Source organism: Bacillus sp. MM09(2025), assembly GCF_050496725.1.
GTDB lineage: Bacteria > Bacillota > Bacilli > Bacillales > Bacillaceae > Bacillus > Bacillus pumilus.
In genome coordinates this window covers 1,671,602-1,688,822 of record NZ_JBNWEN010000004.1, presented here as the reverse complement: position 1 = coordinate 1,688,822, position 17,221 = coordinate 1,671,602, and the positions used below count along the sequence as shown (strand labels likewise).

The window sequence follows — 17,221 nt, the reverse complement described above, 5'->3', positions numbered from 1 at the left end:
TTGTCACGCTCCCGTTTCAAATTATTTTTTCGTCATCCCTTTTAAAGCAAAGGCAATGTTTGCCGGCCGTTCTGCAAGACGTCTCATGTAGTAGCCATACCACTCTCGTCCATACGGGGTATAGACCCTCATTTGATAGCCTTCCTTCACAAGTGCCTGCTGCGTTTCTGATCTCATGCCATACAGCATTTGAAATTCGAACTGACTTGTCGGTATATTGTGTTTTTTCACAATATTTTTCGTGAACTCGATCATTTGATCGTCATGTGTCGCAATGGCTGTATAGTTCCCTGTGAGTAATTGCTTTTCGATCAGCTTCTTGTAATTCTGATCAACGTTTTTTTTGTTTGGATACGCCACTTCGGCGGATTCCTTATAGGCACCCTTTACAAGTCGTAAAAATGGATTCAGCTCATTCAGGTCATCAAGATCCTTTTCTGTTCTGTACAAATACGCCTGCAAAACCGTACTGACATACTCATATTGAGATTTCATCTCTTTAAAAATGTCCAGCGTTTTTTGACAGCGCTGTTCATCCTCCATATCGATTGTCACCATGATACGATGTTTTTCTGCCGTATCTAAAATACGTTTCATATTGCGATACACAAGGTCATCGTCAATATCTAGTCCAAGTGATGTCATTTTGAGTGACACGTGGGAATTGAGCTTGGCCTCTGCAATCCGCTGAATGGTTTGAATACACTCATCCGTCCGCTCATTTGCAATCTCTGCCTTTGTGACAAACTCACCAAGGTGATCGACTGTTACAGCCATTCCTTGATCATTTAATCGTTTAATGACAGAGATAGCGCTCTCAAAATCTTTCCCACCGATGATTTTCTTAGATGCAACAGCACTTCCCCAATTACGAGCAATATGGTTCAAGAGACTGCTCTTTGACAAAAACAAGAAGAAATTTCTTGTGACCGACTCCATAAAGGGCACCTCCCACTCTTTGTAAGCTATGTCTTTATTGTAAGGCTCATAAGCTGTCCGCTACAATATTTGAAGATGACAAAAATTCTGACTTTTTTTGTGGTTTTATCACAATAAGAGATAAAAAAGAGCCTGCCGCTATCCGGCTGACTCTTCCCTCCTACGCCCACACCTCATCAAGGGTAGACTGCAAAAGCTCATTTAATTCTTGCATCAGATTGTCTTTCGGCTGATTGTAGCTTTTCACCAATTCATCAAAACGCACCAGCTCTTGATCAATAAATGGATGGACATGAGCGAGACGGTTCTCTACATCCATTTCTTCTCCGTCCATTTTACGTTTGAGCAGTTCGTGAATTTCTGCTAAAAGCGGTCCTTCCTCCACTAGCTCCTTGAGTAATTCATGAAAGTCCATTGGTGGAACTGTTCGGTAACGTTCAATCCACTGACAGGCAAGCAGCGGACGAAGTACATAGAAATACTTCTTGATTCGCACCTGCTCTCCTCGTAAATGCCGGCTCTCATTCCGCTTCGCCATATTGAGGTAATGATACATCAAAGCTGCAGGATAAAACGCTCGATCCTTTATTTCTCTTAGCTGCTTTGCCAAAGAGAAAGATTCAGCATAGATGATATCAGAAGACAGCCATTCCATAATGGACGGATTTGATTTATTGAATAGGCGCAGTGCCTTTCTAAGCTCCCAGCCGCTGATATCAAGCATGTCATCAATCGGCCGTTCAATGACATCACGATGCTCTTCCATCGCCCAATACCATTCTTTTCGGGGAACATATAAAAAGCGAACATCATAATCACTATCGGTCGAGGGAAATCCCCATGCCCTGCTGCCTGATTCGACGGCAAGACAAATCTTTACGTCATACGTTGTTTCGATGATTTTCAGCTCTTCCTTAATTCTCTCTCTCAAGTGTCCATCAACTCTTTCTATAGAATTCTGCATGACTTCTTCACGTTTTGGGAAAATACGAATAAGACATATATGAAAAAGGAGTTGGATCTGATGTCTATATCTCGCATTATGAAATGGATCACTGGGATTTTTGAAGCTTGCCTTGCTATTCCTGTGATCGGAGGTCTATTCGTTATCAGCAATGGCTATTCACCGCTCATGGTCATGCTTATTCTGCATATTATCACACTCGTCTTATCGAAGCGAGACCAGGGACCAATGATTGGAAGTATCATTGGAATTGTCACATCCTGCCTTGCATGGATTCCGATTCTCGGATTCATTCTTCATATCATCACTGCCCTTGCCCTCATTATCACCGCGTTAGTGCCTGATGAAAAAACGAGACAGAATACGAGCTATTAAAAAAGAGGCCCTCCTAGAGAGTGGCCTCTTTTCTTTTAATTCGTTAAATGCTTTTGTAAGAAGGCAAGCTTCTTTGTTTGAAAAGCCGGGATGTACTCGTGTCCAAAATAGCGGTACACCTTTAAATCTTTATCTGTTTCTAAATGGTTGTATACCGCAAACACAGTAGATGGCGGGGTGATTTGGTCGATCAAACCGATTGCCATCAACGTGGGCTGTTTCACCCATCCGGCTAAATTGATCAAATCAAAATAGCTTAACGTCTCAAATACCTTTTCTTCCGCTTCTGGATCACTGTTTCTGCGAAAGTATGAATTGATTTCTAAATAAGGCTGCTGTAATGCCACATCTACCGCACGTTCGAAATTTGATAAGTACGGATAATCTGCCACGACGACCTTCGGAATGTCTGAAAGTGCTGCAGCTGCAACTGCTAGTGCACCACCCTGGCTGCCGCCCACCACACCGATTCGGTGTTCATCCACTTCTGGGAAGGACTGAATCACGTCGAGCGCTCGAACCGCATCTAAATAAACACCCCGATAATAGTAGGTCTCTTTCGATAAAATACCTTTTGTCATCCAGCCCAGAGACTGCCCTGCTGGTGTCACTGTCTTATCTTCACTGCCGCCTTGACCGCGGACGAGCATGCCAAATGTCGCATAGCCATGCAGTGCCCAATTGACGATGTCATGAATGTCGCCGTCATAGCTTGCATTATAGCCATGAAAACGAACGAGTGCTGGATGCGGACCTGTTTGATCTGGTACCGCATACCAGCCTTCAATTTGAGATTGACCAAAGCTTTGAAACGTCAGGCGGTACACCTTAACGCCCTTTACTGGATAATCATAAGGTTCAAGTGCTGGCTCTGCCTCCACTTGGTTCAGTTCTTCAAGCGATGCCTTCCAAAAGTCTGAGAAATCAGGACGTGCTGTTTTCTTCGGTTTATACTTTTTTAGCTCATCTAACGGTAAATCAAACAACTGCATATCCTACTATCCCCCTTTGTTTTATTAGTTGTGTGTATCATATCACTGTTTTCTTGACGAAGAAAGACATTTTCACTACAAAAGACAAAACCTTCTGACATTTCTATTGGCAAAGAAGATTGAAACCTTTATGATAAAGAAACTGGCTTGAAAACTAGAGATTCTTAGACAAAACAAATCAACAAATCCATTCATGGATTTCACATTCGCAATCATCGAATAAAGGAGGAACCTGTATGAAAATCGCCCTTGTCCAGATGGACGTACAAATTGGAGAACCTGATGTGAACTTTCAAAAAGCAGAAGCATTTTTAGAAGAAGCGATCCGCGAGCAGCCTGATCTGATCATTTTACCCGAAATGTGGAATACTGGTTACGCTCTTGAAAAAGCCGATCAGCTGGCGGATGTAAACGGTGAACGAACAAAACAGCTTTTCTCTTCCTTTGCCCGTAAGCACCAAGTCGTTCTCATTGCAGGAAGTGTATTGAACAAGCGCACAGAAGATGAGAGGATCACCAACACGATGTATGGATTTAACCGCCAAGGTGAGCTTTTAGTCGATTATGACAAAATTCATTTATTCCGCTTAATGGATGAACACAACTATTTAACCGCTGGTGATCAGCTTGGTTTATTTGACTATGATGAGGATGTGAAGATCGGAGCGATGATCTGCTACGACCTTCGCTTTCCGCAGCTTTCCAGAACACTTGTCAACAAAGGGGCGAAGGTGCTTATCAATACGGCGCAATGGCCGTCAGCAAGAGTAGATCATTGGCGCAGCTTGCTTATCGCAAGAGCGATTGAAAATCAGTCATTTATGATTGCTGTTAACAGAACAGGCACAAGCAGAGACACTGAATTCCCTGGACACTCCATGGTGATTGATCCACTTGGCCGTATTTTACTTGAAACAAACCATGAGGAAGATATTTATTATGCGGACATTGATCTTCAGCTAGTGGATGAAGTGAGACAGCAGATTCCTGTGATGACAGATCAGCGTCTGGATATTTATTAAAAAGCAGGGTGCTCCCCTGCTTTTTGCATTTAATTAAACGTTTGTTTAAGCTTTTTGATAAAGGTCCATTAGGGCTTGAGCAGCTTTCGTTAAATACCTTTCTTCCACATATGCAAACACAAGTGTGCGGGTTGGACATGAATCAATTTTCAAATAAGTGACTTCGTTTCTTTCCTCTTGTGCCACCATTTTCGGCACAACTGTCACACCTAATCCATTTTTGACCAATGCCTGTGCTGTTTGAATATGACTTGTTTCAAAGGTTATCTTCGGCTGAAAACCATGATGATGACAAAGTTCTGTGACCACTTGTCGAAAGCCATATCCCTCTTTCAGCATAATAAATGCGGCATCTTCCAAAAGGCGAAACGGAACAGTCCCTTTCTGATCTGCTTGATTGATGATATCGTTCAATTCCGCCTGTAACCAAGGTTGAGCAGATGGCGGTACTGCAAGAAGAAGCGGCTCTGTCAGCATGTGTTTCGTTTTCAATGATTCATGCTCGACCGGCATAGATAAAATAGCCAAATCCAGCTGACCAGCCAATAGAAGTTTTTCTAGCTCACGAGGTGATTCTTCTATTAGTTGAACGTGAACATGAGGATACGTTTGGCAAAAGGTTTTTAATAAACCGGGCAAGACATATCCCCCTGTGACGGCTGGCGCCCCAATGTTCAACTCTTTCCCCACCTCATAAGCTGCTTCTCCCATTTCACGCAGCAAATCATCTCTTTCCTTCAAAATGTTCTCAGCCCTTTTAATAAACCGGCTCCCTTGAGGTGTGGGTGTGACTTGTCCATACTTTCGAATAAATAGGGGTGTGTCTAATTCCTCTTCCAGCTTCTTTATTTGTTGGCTTAAAGAAGGCTGTGCAATGTGAAGCTGGTCCGCTGCTTTTGTAAAACTTTTCTGCCGGTACACTTCCATGACATATTCCATCATTCGTATATCCACTTTCATCACCTCATAGGTTTTAACTATTCATGCCATATCTTTTATGTCTTAGACAAATAACAAAAGGAATTTTACGATAAAGAGACAACAAAAGGGGGAGAAAAAATTGAATCCATATGCTAAAGCCGAAAACCAATTCTCACAAAATGCCGAGAACTATCGAGATTCACCTATATTTGCAGCCGGAGAAGAGTTGGAGTGGATAAAAGAGGCAGCAAATACGAAGGGTCATGAGCATTTACTTGATATCGGCTGCGGAGCAGGGCATACCGTTTTTTCCTTTTCAGACTTTATTTCTAAAGGGATCGGCATTGATGTCACGCAAAAAATGATCGAGGTTGCAGCAGCACTTGCAAAAGAACGCCAGCTGGAACATATTACTTTTGAACGGGCAGCCGCAGAAGCATTGCCATTCGCTGATGAATCATTTGATATCGTGACGTGCCGGTTTGCCGCTCACCACTTTCCAAACCTTCCCGCAGCCATGTCCGAAATCAGCCGGGTCTTAAAAAAAGGCGGCGCATTTCTGCTCGTCGACCATTATGCACCTGAGAATGCGGCACAGGATTCATTCATTAATCACTTAAATAGACTGAGAGATCCTTCTCATGTGCGAGAAAGCTCTTTATCAGAATGGGAAGAGCTTTTCGCTGCCAACCAACTAACTCAAAAAGAGATTCGTTTCTGGGATCTGCAAATTGATTATCAGGACTGGATCATACGTGGACGCACACCAGAAAATGTCCAGCAGGAGATCGTTTCCCATCTTCAAGCCGCAGACCCTGATACAAAGCAGCTATTTCAGCTTCAATTCGATGCACAGCAGCAGCCTATTTCCTTCTGCTTAAAAGCTGCACTCATTCAAGGAATCAAGAATTGAACTTATAGAAAAAGTCTACCTTCATCGGTAGACTTTTTTTATTTCGAATATAAATCCCAGCCAAGCTTGAGTGTGTCCACAATATAATTGGCGACTTCCTCAGCCTCTAAATGATCTGTTTCCACTCTGGAGTTATGAAGAGAATAAATCTCACGGCGTTCTTCAAACAACTCTTTCATTTCATCAAGCGACCGGTTGTGAAGAACAGGACGGTTTTCAATTAAAATATCAAGCCGCTGCTTCCAATTCTCCCAAGAAAGGTCAAGGAAAAGAACCGTACAATGCTTCAAGCAGGCACGTTTGATTTCTTCCTGTTTGAATGCACCGCCTCCAAGTGAGACGATCTTAAGCTGTGTATGTTCGCATAAATCGACGATATAATCCTTTTCAGCCTGTCTGAAGAATGCTTCTCCTTTTTGCTGAAACATCTCTGGAATCGTCATGTTGTATTTTTTCTCAATCTCCTGATCGACATCAATAAAATCTCGATATAGCTTTTTGGCAACTAGCTGACCAATGGTTGTTTTCCCAACACCCATAAAGCCAATGAGAACAATATTCCGCTGTCTTACAGGGATTTCTCTATTGATTTTCATGATCGTGACACGTCCTCCTTACGACAAGGAATGCTACATAATGTTTCTATTATATGATAAATAGAGCGCGAAAAGATAGGCAATCTTAAAAATTGTGTTTGACGACGTAGCCGAGCTGTTCAGAAAGCCTTTGTGCCTGTTCTTTCACTTTTTGCTGCAGCTTGGGAATGACTTCTTCAGTAAACCGGTGGGTTGGACCAGATATGGATAAACAAGCCTTCACTTCCCCATGAATGTTAAAGACTGGTGCCGCTACTGCCGCAGAGCCTACCTCTCGTTCATCGATGCTGCAAGAAGTATACGTGTCAAGAATATGTTTACATTCCTTTTGCCAGTCATCTCTCATCACATGATCAGCCTCAGACGCTAATACTTTTTGTTGAAATTCTTCACTTTGAAATGCCAATAATACCTTTCCGCCTGCACCTGCGTACAATGGCAGCTTCTCACCAATTTTGACAAGATGCCGAATTGATTGCAGCCCTTCCGCTTGTTCAATACAAACCCTGCTTGTTGCATCCAGTACATACAGGTTGACGGTTTCTTTTGTTTCATCACGAAGTGCGTACATGAGTGGTTTAGCCAGTTCCCTCAATTTAATGGACTTCCCCGCAATGTATCCAAGGAGATAAAGTCTTTGACCCAACCTATATTTCATTGTGTCTGGATTCTTTTCCACAAAATGATTCATTTCAAGTGCTTTGAGCAGTCTCGTTGTAGTAGACATTGCTAAATTCATCTCTTTTGAAATATCTGTTAGCGTCAGCTCTTGCCGTTCTTCACTAAAACAATAAAGAATATCCAAAGCGCGCTGAACCGTACGCAGTCCTGATTCTTCTTTTGACTTCTTATCAGCCATGTTCACTTTCTCCTTTTCCCCTTTGATTTCTTATCGACATAAACGATCGATTTTGCTATAATCCATTTTAAACGTTCCACTATGAGAAAACAAATTCCGACAGACGGAATAAAATTGTTTGAAGATTTGATGGAGGTGGCATTTGAATGTACCTGCTCGTTTTTACACTTCTGATTAGCTTATCTATTGTTCATCAGTTATTTCCCGCTGCCATACTCTCCTACTTTGTTGGTCTGCTGGCTGCTGCTTCGCTCACCATTTCTTTTAAGAAAGCAAGTGGGCTTTATTTGAAAACAGGTGGTATGTTTCTCATGATTGGCTTGTTCTTATTCTTCTTATCCGACCAGCCATTGCACACTTTTTTTCTTCACTTTCATTCCATGCTAGGCTTGCTTTCTCTATTTTTCATGCTGCCTTTTATTCATTCTCTCATACATGTTGGGCATTTCGATACACAATTAAATAAACTGCTTACACTACATACAACAAACACAAACCAGCTATATCGCAAGAGTTCGTTTGTCACTCATATTCTTGGCATGTTTTTAAATATCGCGACGATCCCCTTACTATATACATCACTCAAACCGTCGCTGGAATCCCTAAAAGAACAAGTGAAACAACATCTTTATTCACGCAACCTTTTAAGGTCATATGCATTATGTTTAAGCTGGAGTCCTGTTGAAGTGCTCGTAAGCGTCACCATTGATGCAACCAAACTCAAATATTATCAAATTGCACCTGTTACTTTTGGTTTAATGGTCATCGTGCTGGCGACAGATTGGCTGCTCTTTTCTCGTCAAAGCAAACGATTCCCAAACATCATTCAGTCCGCAGAAACAAACTCCAATCCTCGTCGAATTAAGCGAAAAACCCTTCAGCTCGCTTTCATGCTGCTGAGTTTTATGACAGCCGTCTCACTTGTCGATGCATGGATTGGGAAAGGCTATTTATTCGCTGTTGTGCTGACCATTATTCCATTTGCTCTATTATTCTCTTCTGTCATCAAAAAAAGAAAACAATATATAGCCGTCTCTGTCCCTCATTGGAAAGAAAGAACCCGTCAGCTCTCCAACTATATGTGTCTATTTTTAAGTGCTGGCTTCTTTGTCGATATGCTGCTTGCCACAAACAGTATGCAGCCGATTCAAGCATTTATTGTCAGTATATCAGACCATACTATTTTGGTTTATTGTGTCATTGGGTTATATTTTCTGATCACCGCTCTTTGCGGCTTTCACCCGCTCGTTTCGCTTGCATTGTTAGTCAGCATGATGGCACCTGTCATCCAAGAACTGCCTGCTCTCCCTATTGCCATCATGCTGATCGTTGCTGGAACATCAACTGTCATGTTTAGTCCTTTTAATGTTTCTGTCTCCCTGTTAGCTGATTTGATGAAGGTCAACCCTTACCGTATCACACGCTGGAATATATGGTTTGCTGGCTTTTATATCAGCATGGGTATCGCATGTGCAACGATCATCACCGTTCTTTTTTATTCATAAAAAAGAGAACTCACCTTGGTTTGAGTTCTCTTTTGCTTTCTCACTCTGGTTTTAATTGAATACGTTCTATTTTCCCTACGATAAAAATGTACGACAATGCCCCTCCTAATGCGACTAAACTGACGAATAAAATCCCCCCGTTGTAAGAGCCTGTCGCCGACACGATGAATCCGATAATAAGCGGAGTGATGATCCCAGATAAATTAGCAAAAAAATTAAATACACCGCCAGCCAGCCCAACCATTTCCCTTGGTGCCACTTCAGACAGCATCGTCCAAGAGATATTAGACAGTCCTTGTGCAAATGAAGCGATGGATAAAATGGTCAGCACAAGCGGGATATTCGTTGTAAAGTTTGCTAAAACAATGGTACTCGTCAGAAGCAAGCCAACCACTACCGGCAGCTTCCTCGCTACATTCACTGATACGCCCTTTTTAAGCAGCCAGTCAGACACATAACCTCCAAACAAGACCCCAAAGAATGCAGCAATATAAGGAAGAGAAGCAGCAAAACCTACCTTAAGAAACGCCATATTTTTCGCCTCTGCTAAATAGGTCGGAAACCATGTTAAAAAGAAAAAAAGTGTAGACGCAACAGAGAATTGACCAATATAGAGCCCAATCAATTTACGATATTTTAGAAGGGCGGCAAAGTCTGCCCATTTCAGTTTCTCCTGTGATGCGACTGTCAGCCCTTCGCCTTGCCGGATGAATTCTAACTCATCTTCATTCACCTTTGGATGCTCTTTCGGTTCGTGATAATACTTGTACCAAAAGAAAGCAAATATAATACCGAGCGCACCTGCTGTAATAAAGACGGTTCTCCAATCGAAAGTCGTCATGATCCAAAAAAGAAGAGGTGTCGCAAATGCAAGACCCACATACTCTCCAGCAGTATAAACACCTGTTGCAAAAGCCCGTTCCCGCCTTGGAAACCATGTGGTGACAATGCGGTTATTCGCAGGAAATGCGGGAGATTCTGTAATTCCAATCAACAAACGACAGCCGAATAAAAAGGCAAAGCTGTTCGCAAACGCTTGCAGGCCTGTGAAAATAGACCAAGTAATGAGTGATATCCCATACGTTACCTTTGAGCCAAATTTATCGAGAATAAAGCCGCCTGGTATTTGCATCGCTGTATATGTCCAGCTAAATGCTGAAAAGATCAGGCCTAATAAGGCAGGATTTAATTGCAATGAAGATTGAATAGCAGGTGCAACAATGGATACACTGGCTCGATCAATATAATTAATGGCGGTAATAAAAAACAACAGAATCAATATGCCAAAACGGGCTTTCGTTGGCTTCATATAAGCGGGCCGCAATTCATTCCCCTTCAGTTCTGAATGCACTTTCATAACCATCCTCCTTTGTTTCCGCAGCGTGCGGTTCGGTTGAGCGCCTTAAATAACCCCTTTTTCTTCCAATCTCTTGCACTCTTCTTCTGTTAAGCCAAGCATATTTGTTAAAATCTCAAAATTATGTTCGCCTAAATCAGGTGCAATGTGACGGATACTTCCGGGTGTTTTTTCAAACTTCGGAATGATCCCAGGCACCTTTACTTTTCCAAGACGAGGGTGATGTACCTCGACGATATTCTCTCGTTCTTTAAATTGCGGATGCTCAAAAATATCCTGAATACTTAAAATTGGGCTCACAGGAACGCCATGAGTATCTAGAATTTCTAATACGTCATCCCTTGTTTTCGACGCGATCCATTGAGAGACGATCGCATCCATCTCTTTGTTATGTTTCAGCCTAGATGCATTGACCGCGAATTTTTCATTTTCTAATAAATCTAATCGATTCATCGCCTCTGCCAATCGATTGAAGGTCGAATCGGTACTCGTCACAAGAACCAAATAGTGCCCATCCTTTGTCTCATAGGTGCCGGCAGGGCTTGAATGACCGCTTAGCCCCGGTGAACGCTCACGCACCTTCCCAAGCTTGTCATATTCTGCAACCAAAAATTCTAACATACGAAACACAGATTCATAGAGGGCCAAATCCACCATTTGCCCAGTTCCTTCTGGATGTGTATCTCTGTAATACATCGCTGTCACGGTAGCAAATGCCACATATATGCCTGCAATATAATCAGTTAAAGAAAAGGAAGGACTGACTGGATGCCGGTCTGGAAACCCTTGAATATATGTAAAGCCGCTAAACGCCGTCGCAGGTGTTCCAAATCCGGCCTTGTCCTTAAACGGGCCCGTTTGTCCATAACCCGAAACACGAATCATAATTAATTGAGGGTTGATTTCTTTTAATACATCGTACCCTACGCCCCATTTTTCGAGTGTTCCAGGGCGAAAATTTTCAATCAACACATCGACCTGACCTGCAAGCTTTTTAAAAATGTCTTTTGCTTGGTCTTTGTGCAGATCGAGTGTGAGAGATTTCTTATTCCGTGAGAGACCTGACCATCTAAGTGGTTCGCCTTCTGCAAAAGGGCCAACATGCCGCAGCGTATCGCCTTTACCAGGAATCTCGACTTTGATGACCTCTGCACCAAAATCCCCTAGAAGCACCGCGCCATAGGGTGCAGCGATCATCGTAGAGACGTCTAATATTTTCATTCCTTCGAGCGGTGTATTCATATTCATTGCTTGACTCCCTTTCATTCAAATGATGAAGGGCTAAATAACTTTCTATTTTAGCCCTTTTCATCTTTCTGATTGACTCGGAAGGCCCTGATAGTTCAAAAGGAGGGCTTACCGGTGCAGTTTTTTTAATCCTTCGGAAGCTGCCCTTGCGGTGTATAAAGCCAAATGAGCCATAAAGGTTCATCTCCTGTATTTACATGCTGATGCGAGACACCATCTGGAATGAACATGAAATCATTTTGTTTAAAGGACTGCCTTTCTCCATCACAAATGACTTCACCAGATCCTTTAATCACATAATCAAATTCCTCTGAACCCGGGTGATTGTGCACTGAACTTGCTTCTCCCGGTTCAAAAATGGTGAGACCCGCCATCATATGCTCTGACCCAACAGTATCTGGTGTAATGGTTTGAAATACCTTCCGAATCATTTGCTCCTCTGGATGATCTAAACCTAACCATAATGGGTTCCCATCTTGAAACGGATTTAATACTTTAATTTTCATTGTTCATTCCTCCTCGTTATGTTTAATTCACGCTGACATGTGAGCGCTTTGAATTTGGTGAATAAATATCATTAATATTCCAATGTCCATCCGTAGGGACAGGATCATTTTTCATTGCTACATCGATGACGCAAGGCTCTTGAGATGCAATTGCTTCAGCCAAAGCTTCTTTGAATTCAGAAGCAGAGGTGATTTTAATCCCCTTCATCCCATAACCTCTTGCAATGGCAGCAAAATCTGGAGAATAGCTATCTCCACCTTTTCTGAAAACAGTACCGTACGTCGTTTCATAGTGCGCCATTTGCAAGCCGGCTATTGTTCCAAATGCACTGTTATTCATTACAATCCACACAACAGGAATGTTCTCTTCAACGGCTGTTGCGAGAACAGATGGATTTTGACCGAATCCGCCGTCCCCAACGAGTGACACAACGACACGGTCAGGCTGGGCAATCTTTGCCCCAAGCGCAGCAGGGGCTCCAAATCCCATCGTTGCAAAGCCTCCCGGAGTTAGAATGGTCCCTGGCGTGAGCACAGGAAATTGCTGTCCGACCCCATTTTTATTCCAGCCAACATCCGTTGTAATAAAGGCATCTGGCGGCAATACTTCCCGCACTTCCTGCAAAATACGCTGCGGCTTCATTGGGAAAGATTCATCTTGAATGTTCGTCAGGTTGCCCGCCTGAAAATCCTTACGATATGCCGCAATTTCCTTTTTCAATTCAGGTCGATTCAGCCCTTCTGGCAATCTTTCTCTCGCCACTCGATTGAGTACAGTCAAGGCCTGCTTAAGATCGGCTACTGCTCCAATGTCAACAGGATAGTTACGTCCAATTTCATTCGGGTCAATGTCAATATGAATGAGCTTGGTTGATGGGAAGCGGAATGTATAATCTGATTCCCACGAACTCGCATCAGCTTCAGCAAAACGGGTGCCTAAAGCCAATATATAATCTGCTTCTTTGCACTGATCATTAATAAATTTTGTCCCCCAAAACCCTGTCATTCCAAGGGTCATTGGGTGATCATCCGGTATGGCTCCTTTCCCCATCAAAGAATGGGCGACAGGGATACTTAGATGGTCAGAAAATGCCTTTAATTCTTCAGCTGCATCAGCTAGTAAAATGCCTCCCCCTACATATAAGAGCGGCCTTTCTGCCTGCAGCAATCGATCTAATATCCGATTGGCTGTTTGATCATCAATTGAAGGTTTTTCAATGGTCTGTGTATGATGGTTGATTTGTTCAAACAAGGACACATCTAGGTCCTTTGAGAACACATCCATTGGAACAGATATCAGCACTGGGCCAGGACGGCCGCTTTCAGCTAACTGAAATGCTTTTGATAAAATCTCTGGAAATAATGCTGGAATATCGACTCGCCATGCTCTTTTCACAAACGGTCGGTAAATTTCGTATTGAGAGGCATCGGAATGAAGATTGATCTCTTGATGTGGGTGCTTTCCGTAGTAATGACTTGGGACATCGCCTGCAATAACAACCATTGGAATGGAATCAAGTGCTGCATTCGCTACCCCTGTTGCCGCATTGGTGAGTCCAGGACCTAGATGACTGAGCACAACAGCCGTCTGTTTCTTTGCTCGCGCATAACCATCTGCTGCATGTGCCGCTATCTGTTCATGCCTGACATTTACAAATTGAATCGAGCTTTTTTCAAGCGCTGATAAAAAAGCAATATTCGTATGACCACAGAGACCGAAAATATGCTCGACTCCCCGATTTTCTAAGTACTGAGTAACCTGTGTAGAAATATTCTTCTTCATGTTTCTCTCCTCTCACGGTGCAGCTATGAATCTGCTACTCACTTATTCTTTGAAAACACAATAGATAGAACATTGTTCAAATCCTGTATCGCCACTTGCCCGGGAGCTGAGCTTTCTTTCCCTACAGCAAAGGTCATGACAGATCCAAAAAGTCCGCCAATCATTCTTGTAAAAGCCCCGTATTCCCCCATTGCCATCGAAATAACGGGAATTGACAGCTGCTTTTTCGCATGGCTGGTCGCTAAGAGCAGTGTTAATGCATCGTCATAGGAATGCGGCATCACTGCGATCTTTGCGATGTCGGCGCCGGCTGATTCTGCATTGACGAATAGCTGCATGAGACGATCTACCTCAGGGGTACGCTGGAAATCGTGATACGACACAATCAAGGTAACCCCATTTCTCTTAGCCGCCTGACTGACTTGCTGTATATGTGTCACATCATGCATCAATTCATAATCAACGGCGTCCACAAGCTGAGTGGAACAAAGCTCGGCAAGCAAAGAAACCTTCTCAGATTCCGAGAGTGATATACTTTCGCCGCCCTCCTTTTCAGAACGAATGGTGAATAAAAATGGGATGCCCTTTGCCCTTTCTACCATTCCCTTAAGGGTTTCTATCACTTGTTCCTTGTCATGAAGGTGATGAAAAAAATCCGCCCGCCACTCTATCACATCTGGCTTTTTCTCAGTTAACACCTCGACCTCATGAAACAATTCTTCCTTTGTTTGTCCGATGAGCGGCGTACAAATCATTGGCTGAGCGCCTGTCTGCACACTTTTTATCTTTTGCTGAAATGCATTCACATCCAAACGCCCCTTTCACAGACCCTGTGGAAGCACGACCATTTTGGTTTCGGTCATCTCCTCAATGGCGAAACGTGGACCTTCTCTTCCAAGGCCGCTTCGCTTAATCCCACCATAAGGCCAATGATCCAGTCTAAAATTCGATGTCCCATTGATGACAACACCGCCAGTTTCAAGCTCTTTTGCTGCGTGTAATGCCACATCCAGCTGATTCGTAAAGATCCCTGCCTGCAAACCATATCGACTATCATTTGCTTTTTTAATTGCCTCCTCCAGCTCCTCATAAGGGAGAATACTGACAACTGGGCCGAACACTTCCTCACAGACGACCTTGGCCTGTTTCGGAGGGTTTAGCAAAATAGCCGGTGTGATGCTCGCTCCATTTCTTTTTCCTCCACATAAAAGCTTTGCCCCCATACTCTCCGCCTCTTGTATCCATGCCTCAACTCGCTGCGCGGCCTGTACATCGACCATACAGCCGATATCACTCTCACTGGACAACGGATCTCCAACGACAAGCTGCTCTACTTTTTGTTTTAATACCTCAGTAAACGACGGCATAATTTCCTGGTGGACATAAATTCTTTGGACAGAAATACAGCTTTGACCAGAATTACTAAAGCCTGTCTTGGCACAAAGGGATGCGGCTTGTTCAATATCAGCATCGTGATGAACAATCGTCGCGCCATTCCCTCCGAGTTCGAGCAATACTTTTTTTAATCCCGCAGAAGTTGTAATCTGTTCTCCTCCGGCAGCCCCGCCGGTAAAAGAGATGAGATTTGTTCTTTCATCAATAACTAACTGTTTCCCAGCGTCGACTCCGCCAATCACAAGCTGCAAACTTGCCTCAGGAAACCCTGCTTCGAGAAGGAGTTTCACAAACGCTGTAGCAACAGCTGAAGTTTGCGGTGCAGGCTTCAAAATAATGACATTCCCTCCCGCAAAAGCCGGGCCAACTTTGTGACAAATTAAATTGAGCGGTGCATTAAAAGGAGTAATCGCCAGCACAACTCCGACTGGTACTTTAAATGTCATGGCCATTGCTCCCTGTCCACGCGATGATACATTGCCAGGAATGGTCTCACCTATTAATCGATTCGCTTCTTCCGCCGATTGCGCCAGCGTCTCAATTGATCGTGAGACTTCATCTCTTGTATTTTTAAGCGGTTTGCCTAATTCTAACGAAATCAGTTTTGCAAAATGGTCTTTTTGTTCTTCAAGCAAGGCGGCTGCTTTTGTTAGAATCTTTGAGCGTTCAATTGCCGATATTCCCGCTATTTGTTTTTTAGCCTGCTGCGCAATAGAAAGTGTCTGTTCTATGTCTTCTGGTGAGGCGAGATATGATGTACCGATCCTTTCTCCTGAGTAAGGATTTGTGATATCTGCTTTCACACGACCGGAATCCATCCACTCGCCGTTTATATATGATAACGCTTTCAAATGGCTCAAATTTTCTCTCCCTCCTTCAAGTGCCGCGTTCCATGTCCTGCATAACGAACCAATCTTTCTTCGTTCGGACAAGGTCCCTTCACGAGGGCTCCCCTTGTCAGTTCCTCATATGCATGCGCCACGATGCCCATTCCTCTGGATAAGGAAAAAATGCCTTTTGCTGCTTCTGCTGGAATGTTTAATTCACATTGGATGGCAGCAGATACACCGTCTATATTCATCGTGATTTTCTTCCCTTTCAGGTGTTCAAGCTCATGTCTAATCGCTTCGGCTAACCGTAAATATATCCCACTGATAAGACCTTGCTGGACATATGTGTGACTCAGCTCATATAGACGTCTCACCCTCGGATCATCATCATGAAGCTGATGGCCGATCCCCGGAATTTTTTCCTTGCGAGTTAACCATGTGTGACATACTTGCTTGGCCGCAGACTGTATATCCTTTTGATCATTGTAGATCGCTTTGGCTTCGTATAACATACGCATGGCCTTCTCACCGGCTCCGCCATGAATATCACCTAATAGATTCACCCCTGTTGCAACAGATGAATTAAACGAAATGCCGCAAGTCACCGCCATTCTGGCTGCTGCAATAGATGGCGCTCTTGGTCCATGGTCCGCACCTGCGACAAGAACACTTTCAAAAAGAGCTGCTTTTGATTCATCCAATAATTCACCAACAAGCAGTAAATAAAGCATTTGTGGATACGACAGTTCACCAATCAGTTCTTCAATCGGATAACCTCGAAGTTCAATTGAGTTTTTTTGAATATGACTAATCTCAGTTTCCCACCAAGCGCCCCCCTCTTTGTAAATTTCCAGTGCACTTCGATTTTTCATTGTGTCAATCATTCCTTTAGCTTCTTATTTGGAGTGAATCACCCCTTTATTCCATACAGTGGAATCTAATTTCACTTTTCGGAATGTGGTTTCATTGTAAGCGCATTCTATTTCTTCGTCAATCATTTTTTCTGAAAATACTGT

17 protein-coding genes are annotated in these 17,221 nt (G+C 43.2%); 4 read left to right on the top strand and 13 right to left on the bottom strand.

Features of this window, described 5'->3' with window-relative positions:
* Positions 1-21: 21 nt before the first annotated feature.
* Positions 22-939 carry a proline dehydrogenase family protein gene (locus tag ACQYAC_RS15030; protein ID WP_429943574.1) on the bottom strand — a complete coding sequence of 306 codons (918 nt, stop codon included), beginning with the start codon at positions 937-939 and terminating at the stop codon, positions 22-24.
* 160 nt (positions 940-1,099) lie between these two features.
* Positions 1,100-1,903: a nucleotidyltransferase domain-containing protein gene (locus ACQYAC_RS15025; RefSeq protein WP_429943573.1), complete on the bottom strand. Its 804-nt coding sequence runs from the start codon at positions 1,901-1,903 to the stop codon at positions 1,100-1,102.
* A 60-nt stretch (positions 1,904-1,963) separates the two neighbouring features.
* Here ACQYAC_RS15025 and ACQYAC_RS15020 point away from each other — a divergent pair, with 60 nt between their 5' ends.
* On the top strand, positions 1,964-2,278 hold the full coding sequence (locus tag ACQYAC_RS15020; protein WP_012008865.1) for a hypothetical protein: 315 nt from the start codon (positions 1,964-1,966) through the stop codon (positions 2,276-2,278).
* A gap of 35 nt (positions 2,279-2,313) precedes the next feature.
* Here ACQYAC_RS15020 and ACQYAC_RS15015 read toward each other — a convergent pair whose 3' ends face one another.
* Entirely contained in the window at positions 2,314-3,270 is a 957-nt protein-coding gene (locus ACQYAC_RS15015) for an acetylxylan esterase (RefSeq protein WP_144463126.1), read from the bottom strand.
* A gap of 236 nt (positions 3,271-3,506) precedes the next feature.
* Here ACQYAC_RS15015 and ACQYAC_RS15010 point away from each other — a divergent pair, with 236 nt between their 5' ends.
* Positions 3,507-4,292 (top strand): carbon-nitrogen family hydrolase, encoded by a 786-nt coding sequence (locus ACQYAC_RS15010; RefSeq protein WP_058015274.1) that lies wholly within the window; start codon positions 3,507-3,509, stop codon positions 4,290-4,292.
* Positions 4,293-4,337: 45 nt separating this feature from the next.
* Here ACQYAC_RS15010 and ACQYAC_RS15005 read toward each other — a convergent pair whose 3' ends face one another.
* Positions 4,338-5,234, bottom strand: coding sequence for a LysR family transcriptional regulator (locus ACQYAC_RS15005; RefSeq protein WP_410581944.1), 897 nt, complete (start codon positions 5,232-5,234; stop codon positions 4,338-4,340).
* 118 nt (positions 5,235-5,352) lie between these two features.
* Here ACQYAC_RS15005 and ACQYAC_RS15000 point away from each other — a divergent pair, with 118 nt between their 5' ends.
* The gene (locus ACQYAC_RS15000) at positions 5,353-6,126 is read left to right on the top strand and encodes a class I SAM-dependent methyltransferase (protein ID WP_429943572.1); all 774 of its coding nucleotides are present in this window, start codon (positions 5,353-5,355) and stop codon (positions 6,124-6,126) included.
* Positions 6,127-6,164: 38 nt separating this feature from the next.
* On the opposite strand, the gene ACQYAC_RS14995 is transcribed toward ACQYAC_RS15000, so the two are convergent.
* Together ACQYAC_RS14995 and ACQYAC_RS14990 are read right to left on the bottom strand one after the other, a co-directional pair.
* A complete protein-coding gene (locus ACQYAC_RS14995; RefSeq protein WP_050943259.1) occupies positions 6,165-6,722 on the bottom strand; it encodes a shikimate kinase in 558 nt (185 codons plus the stop codon).
* An 85-nt stretch (positions 6,723-6,807) separates the two neighbouring features.
* Positions 6,808-7,581, bottom strand: a complete 774-nt coding sequence (locus tag ACQYAC_RS14990) for an IclR family transcriptional regulator (RefSeq protein ID WP_058015269.1) — start codon at positions 7,579-7,581, stop codon at positions 6,808-6,810.
* 146 nt (positions 7,582-7,727) lie between these two features.
* On the opposite strand from ACQYAC_RS14990, the gene ACQYAC_RS14985 reads away from it, so the two are divergent.
* Entirely contained in the window at positions 7,728-9,086 is a 1,359-nt protein-coding gene (locus ACQYAC_RS14985) for a hypothetical protein (protein ID WP_144463130.1), read from the top strand.
* A gap of 40 nt (positions 9,087-9,126) precedes the next feature.
* On the opposite strand, the gene ACQYAC_RS14980 is transcribed toward ACQYAC_RS14985, so the two are convergent.
* The 7 genes from ACQYAC_RS14980 to ACQYAC_RS14950 all read right to left on the bottom strand — a co-directional run bounded on the left by ACQYAC_RS14980 (position 9,127) and on the right by ACQYAC_RS14950 (position 17,089).
* Positions 9,127-10,443, bottom strand: coding sequence for an MFS transporter (locus ACQYAC_RS14980; protein WP_429943571.1), 1,317 nt, complete (start codon positions 10,441-10,443; stop codon positions 9,127-9,129).
* Positions 10,444-10,488: 45 nt separating this feature from the next.
* Positions 10,489-11,691: a CaiB/BaiF CoA transferase family protein gene (locus tag ACQYAC_RS14975; RefSeq protein ID WP_429943570.1), complete on the bottom strand. Its 1,203-nt coding sequence runs from the start codon at positions 11,689-11,691 to the stop codon at positions 10,489-10,491.
* Between the two features lie 125 nt (positions 11,692-11,816).
* A complete protein-coding gene (locus tag ACQYAC_RS14970) occupies positions 11,817-12,197 on the bottom strand; it encodes a cupin domain-containing protein (RefSeq protein WP_003216877.1) in 381 nt (126 codons plus the stop codon).
* 22 nt (positions 12,198-12,219) lie between these two features.
* Complete coding sequence (locus ACQYAC_RS14965; protein WP_429943569.1) at positions 12,220-13,980, bottom strand: thiamine pyrophosphate-binding protein; 1,761 nt, start codon at positions 13,978-13,980, stop codon at positions 12,220-12,222.
* 38 nt (positions 13,981-14,018) lie between these two features.
* Complete coding sequence (gene aroD / locus ACQYAC_RS14960) at positions 14,019-14,792, bottom strand: type I 3-dehydroquinate dehydratase (RefSeq protein WP_429943568.1); 774 nt, start codon at positions 14,790-14,792, stop codon at positions 14,019-14,021.
* 9 nt (positions 14,793-14,801) lie between these two features.
* Positions 14,802-16,235: an aldehyde dehydrogenase family protein gene (locus ACQYAC_RS14955; RefSeq protein ID WP_429943567.1), complete on the bottom strand. Its 1,434-nt coding sequence runs from the start codon at positions 16,233-16,235 to the stop codon at positions 14,802-14,804.
* Positions 16,232-17,089 carry a citryl-CoA lyase gene (locus ACQYAC_RS14950; RefSeq protein ID WP_429943566.1) on the bottom strand — a complete coding sequence of 286 codons (858 nt, stop codon included), beginning with the start codon at positions 17,087-17,089 and terminating at the stop codon, positions 16,232-16,234. The genes ACQYAC_RS14955 and ACQYAC_RS14950 overlap by 4 nt, the downstream gene beginning before the upstream one ends.
* Positions 17,090-17,221 lie beyond the last annotated feature (132 nt).

Coding starts and splice junctions, on each gene's coding strand:
- ACQYAC_RS15030 (WP_429943574.1), bottom strand. CDS start 939: ATGGAGTCGGTCACAAGAAATTTCTTCTTGTTTTTGTCAAAGAGCAGT.
- ACQYAC_RS15025 (WP_429943573.1), bottom strand. CDS start 1,903: ATGCAGAATTCTATAGAAAGAGTTGATGGACACTTGAGAGAGAGAATT.
- ACQYAC_RS15020 (WP_012008865.1), top strand. CDS start 1,964: ATGTCTATATCTCGCATTATGAAATGGATCACTGGGATTTTTGAAGCT.
- ACQYAC_RS15015 (WP_144463126.1), bottom strand. CDS start 3,270: ATGCAGTTGTTTGATTTACCGTTAGATGAGCTAAAAAAGTATAAACCG.
- ACQYAC_RS15010 (WP_058015274.1), top strand. CDS start 3,507: ATGAAAATCGCCCTTGTCCAGATGGACGTACAAATTGGAGAACCTGAT.
- ACQYAC_RS15005 (WP_410581944.1), bottom strand. CDS start 5,234: ATGATGGAATATGTCATGGAAGTGTACCGGCAGAAAAGTTTTACAAAA.
- ACQYAC_RS14995 (WP_050943259.1), bottom strand. CDS start 6,722: ATGAAAATCAATAGAGAAATCCCTGTAAGACAGCGGAATATTGTTCTC.
- ACQYAC_RS14990 (WP_058015269.1), bottom strand. CDS start 7,581: ATGGCTGATAAGAAGTCAAAAGAAGAATCAGGACTGCGTACGGTTCAG.
- ACQYAC_RS14985 (WP_144463130.1), top strand. CDS start 7,728: ATGTACCTGCTCGTTTTTACACTTCTGATTAGCTTATCTATTGTTCAT.
- ACQYAC_RS14980 (WP_429943571.1), bottom strand. CDS start 10,443: ATGAAAGTGCATTCAGAACTGAAGGGGAATGAATTGCGGCCCGCTTAT.
- ACQYAC_RS14975 (WP_429943570.1), bottom strand. CDS start 11,691: ATGAATATGAATACACCGCTCGAAGGAATGAAAATATTAGACGTCTCT.
- ACQYAC_RS14970 (WP_003216877.1), bottom strand. CDS start 12,197: ATGAAAATTAAAGTATTAAATCCGTTTCAAGATGGGAACCCATTATGG.
- ACQYAC_RS14965 (WP_429943569.1), bottom strand. CDS start 13,980: ATGAAGAAGAATATTTCTACACAGGTTACTCAGTACTTAGAAAATCGG.
- ACQYAC_RS14950 (WP_429943566.1), bottom strand. CDS start 17,089: ATGATTGACACAATGAAAAATCGAAGTGCACTGGAAATTTACAAAGAG.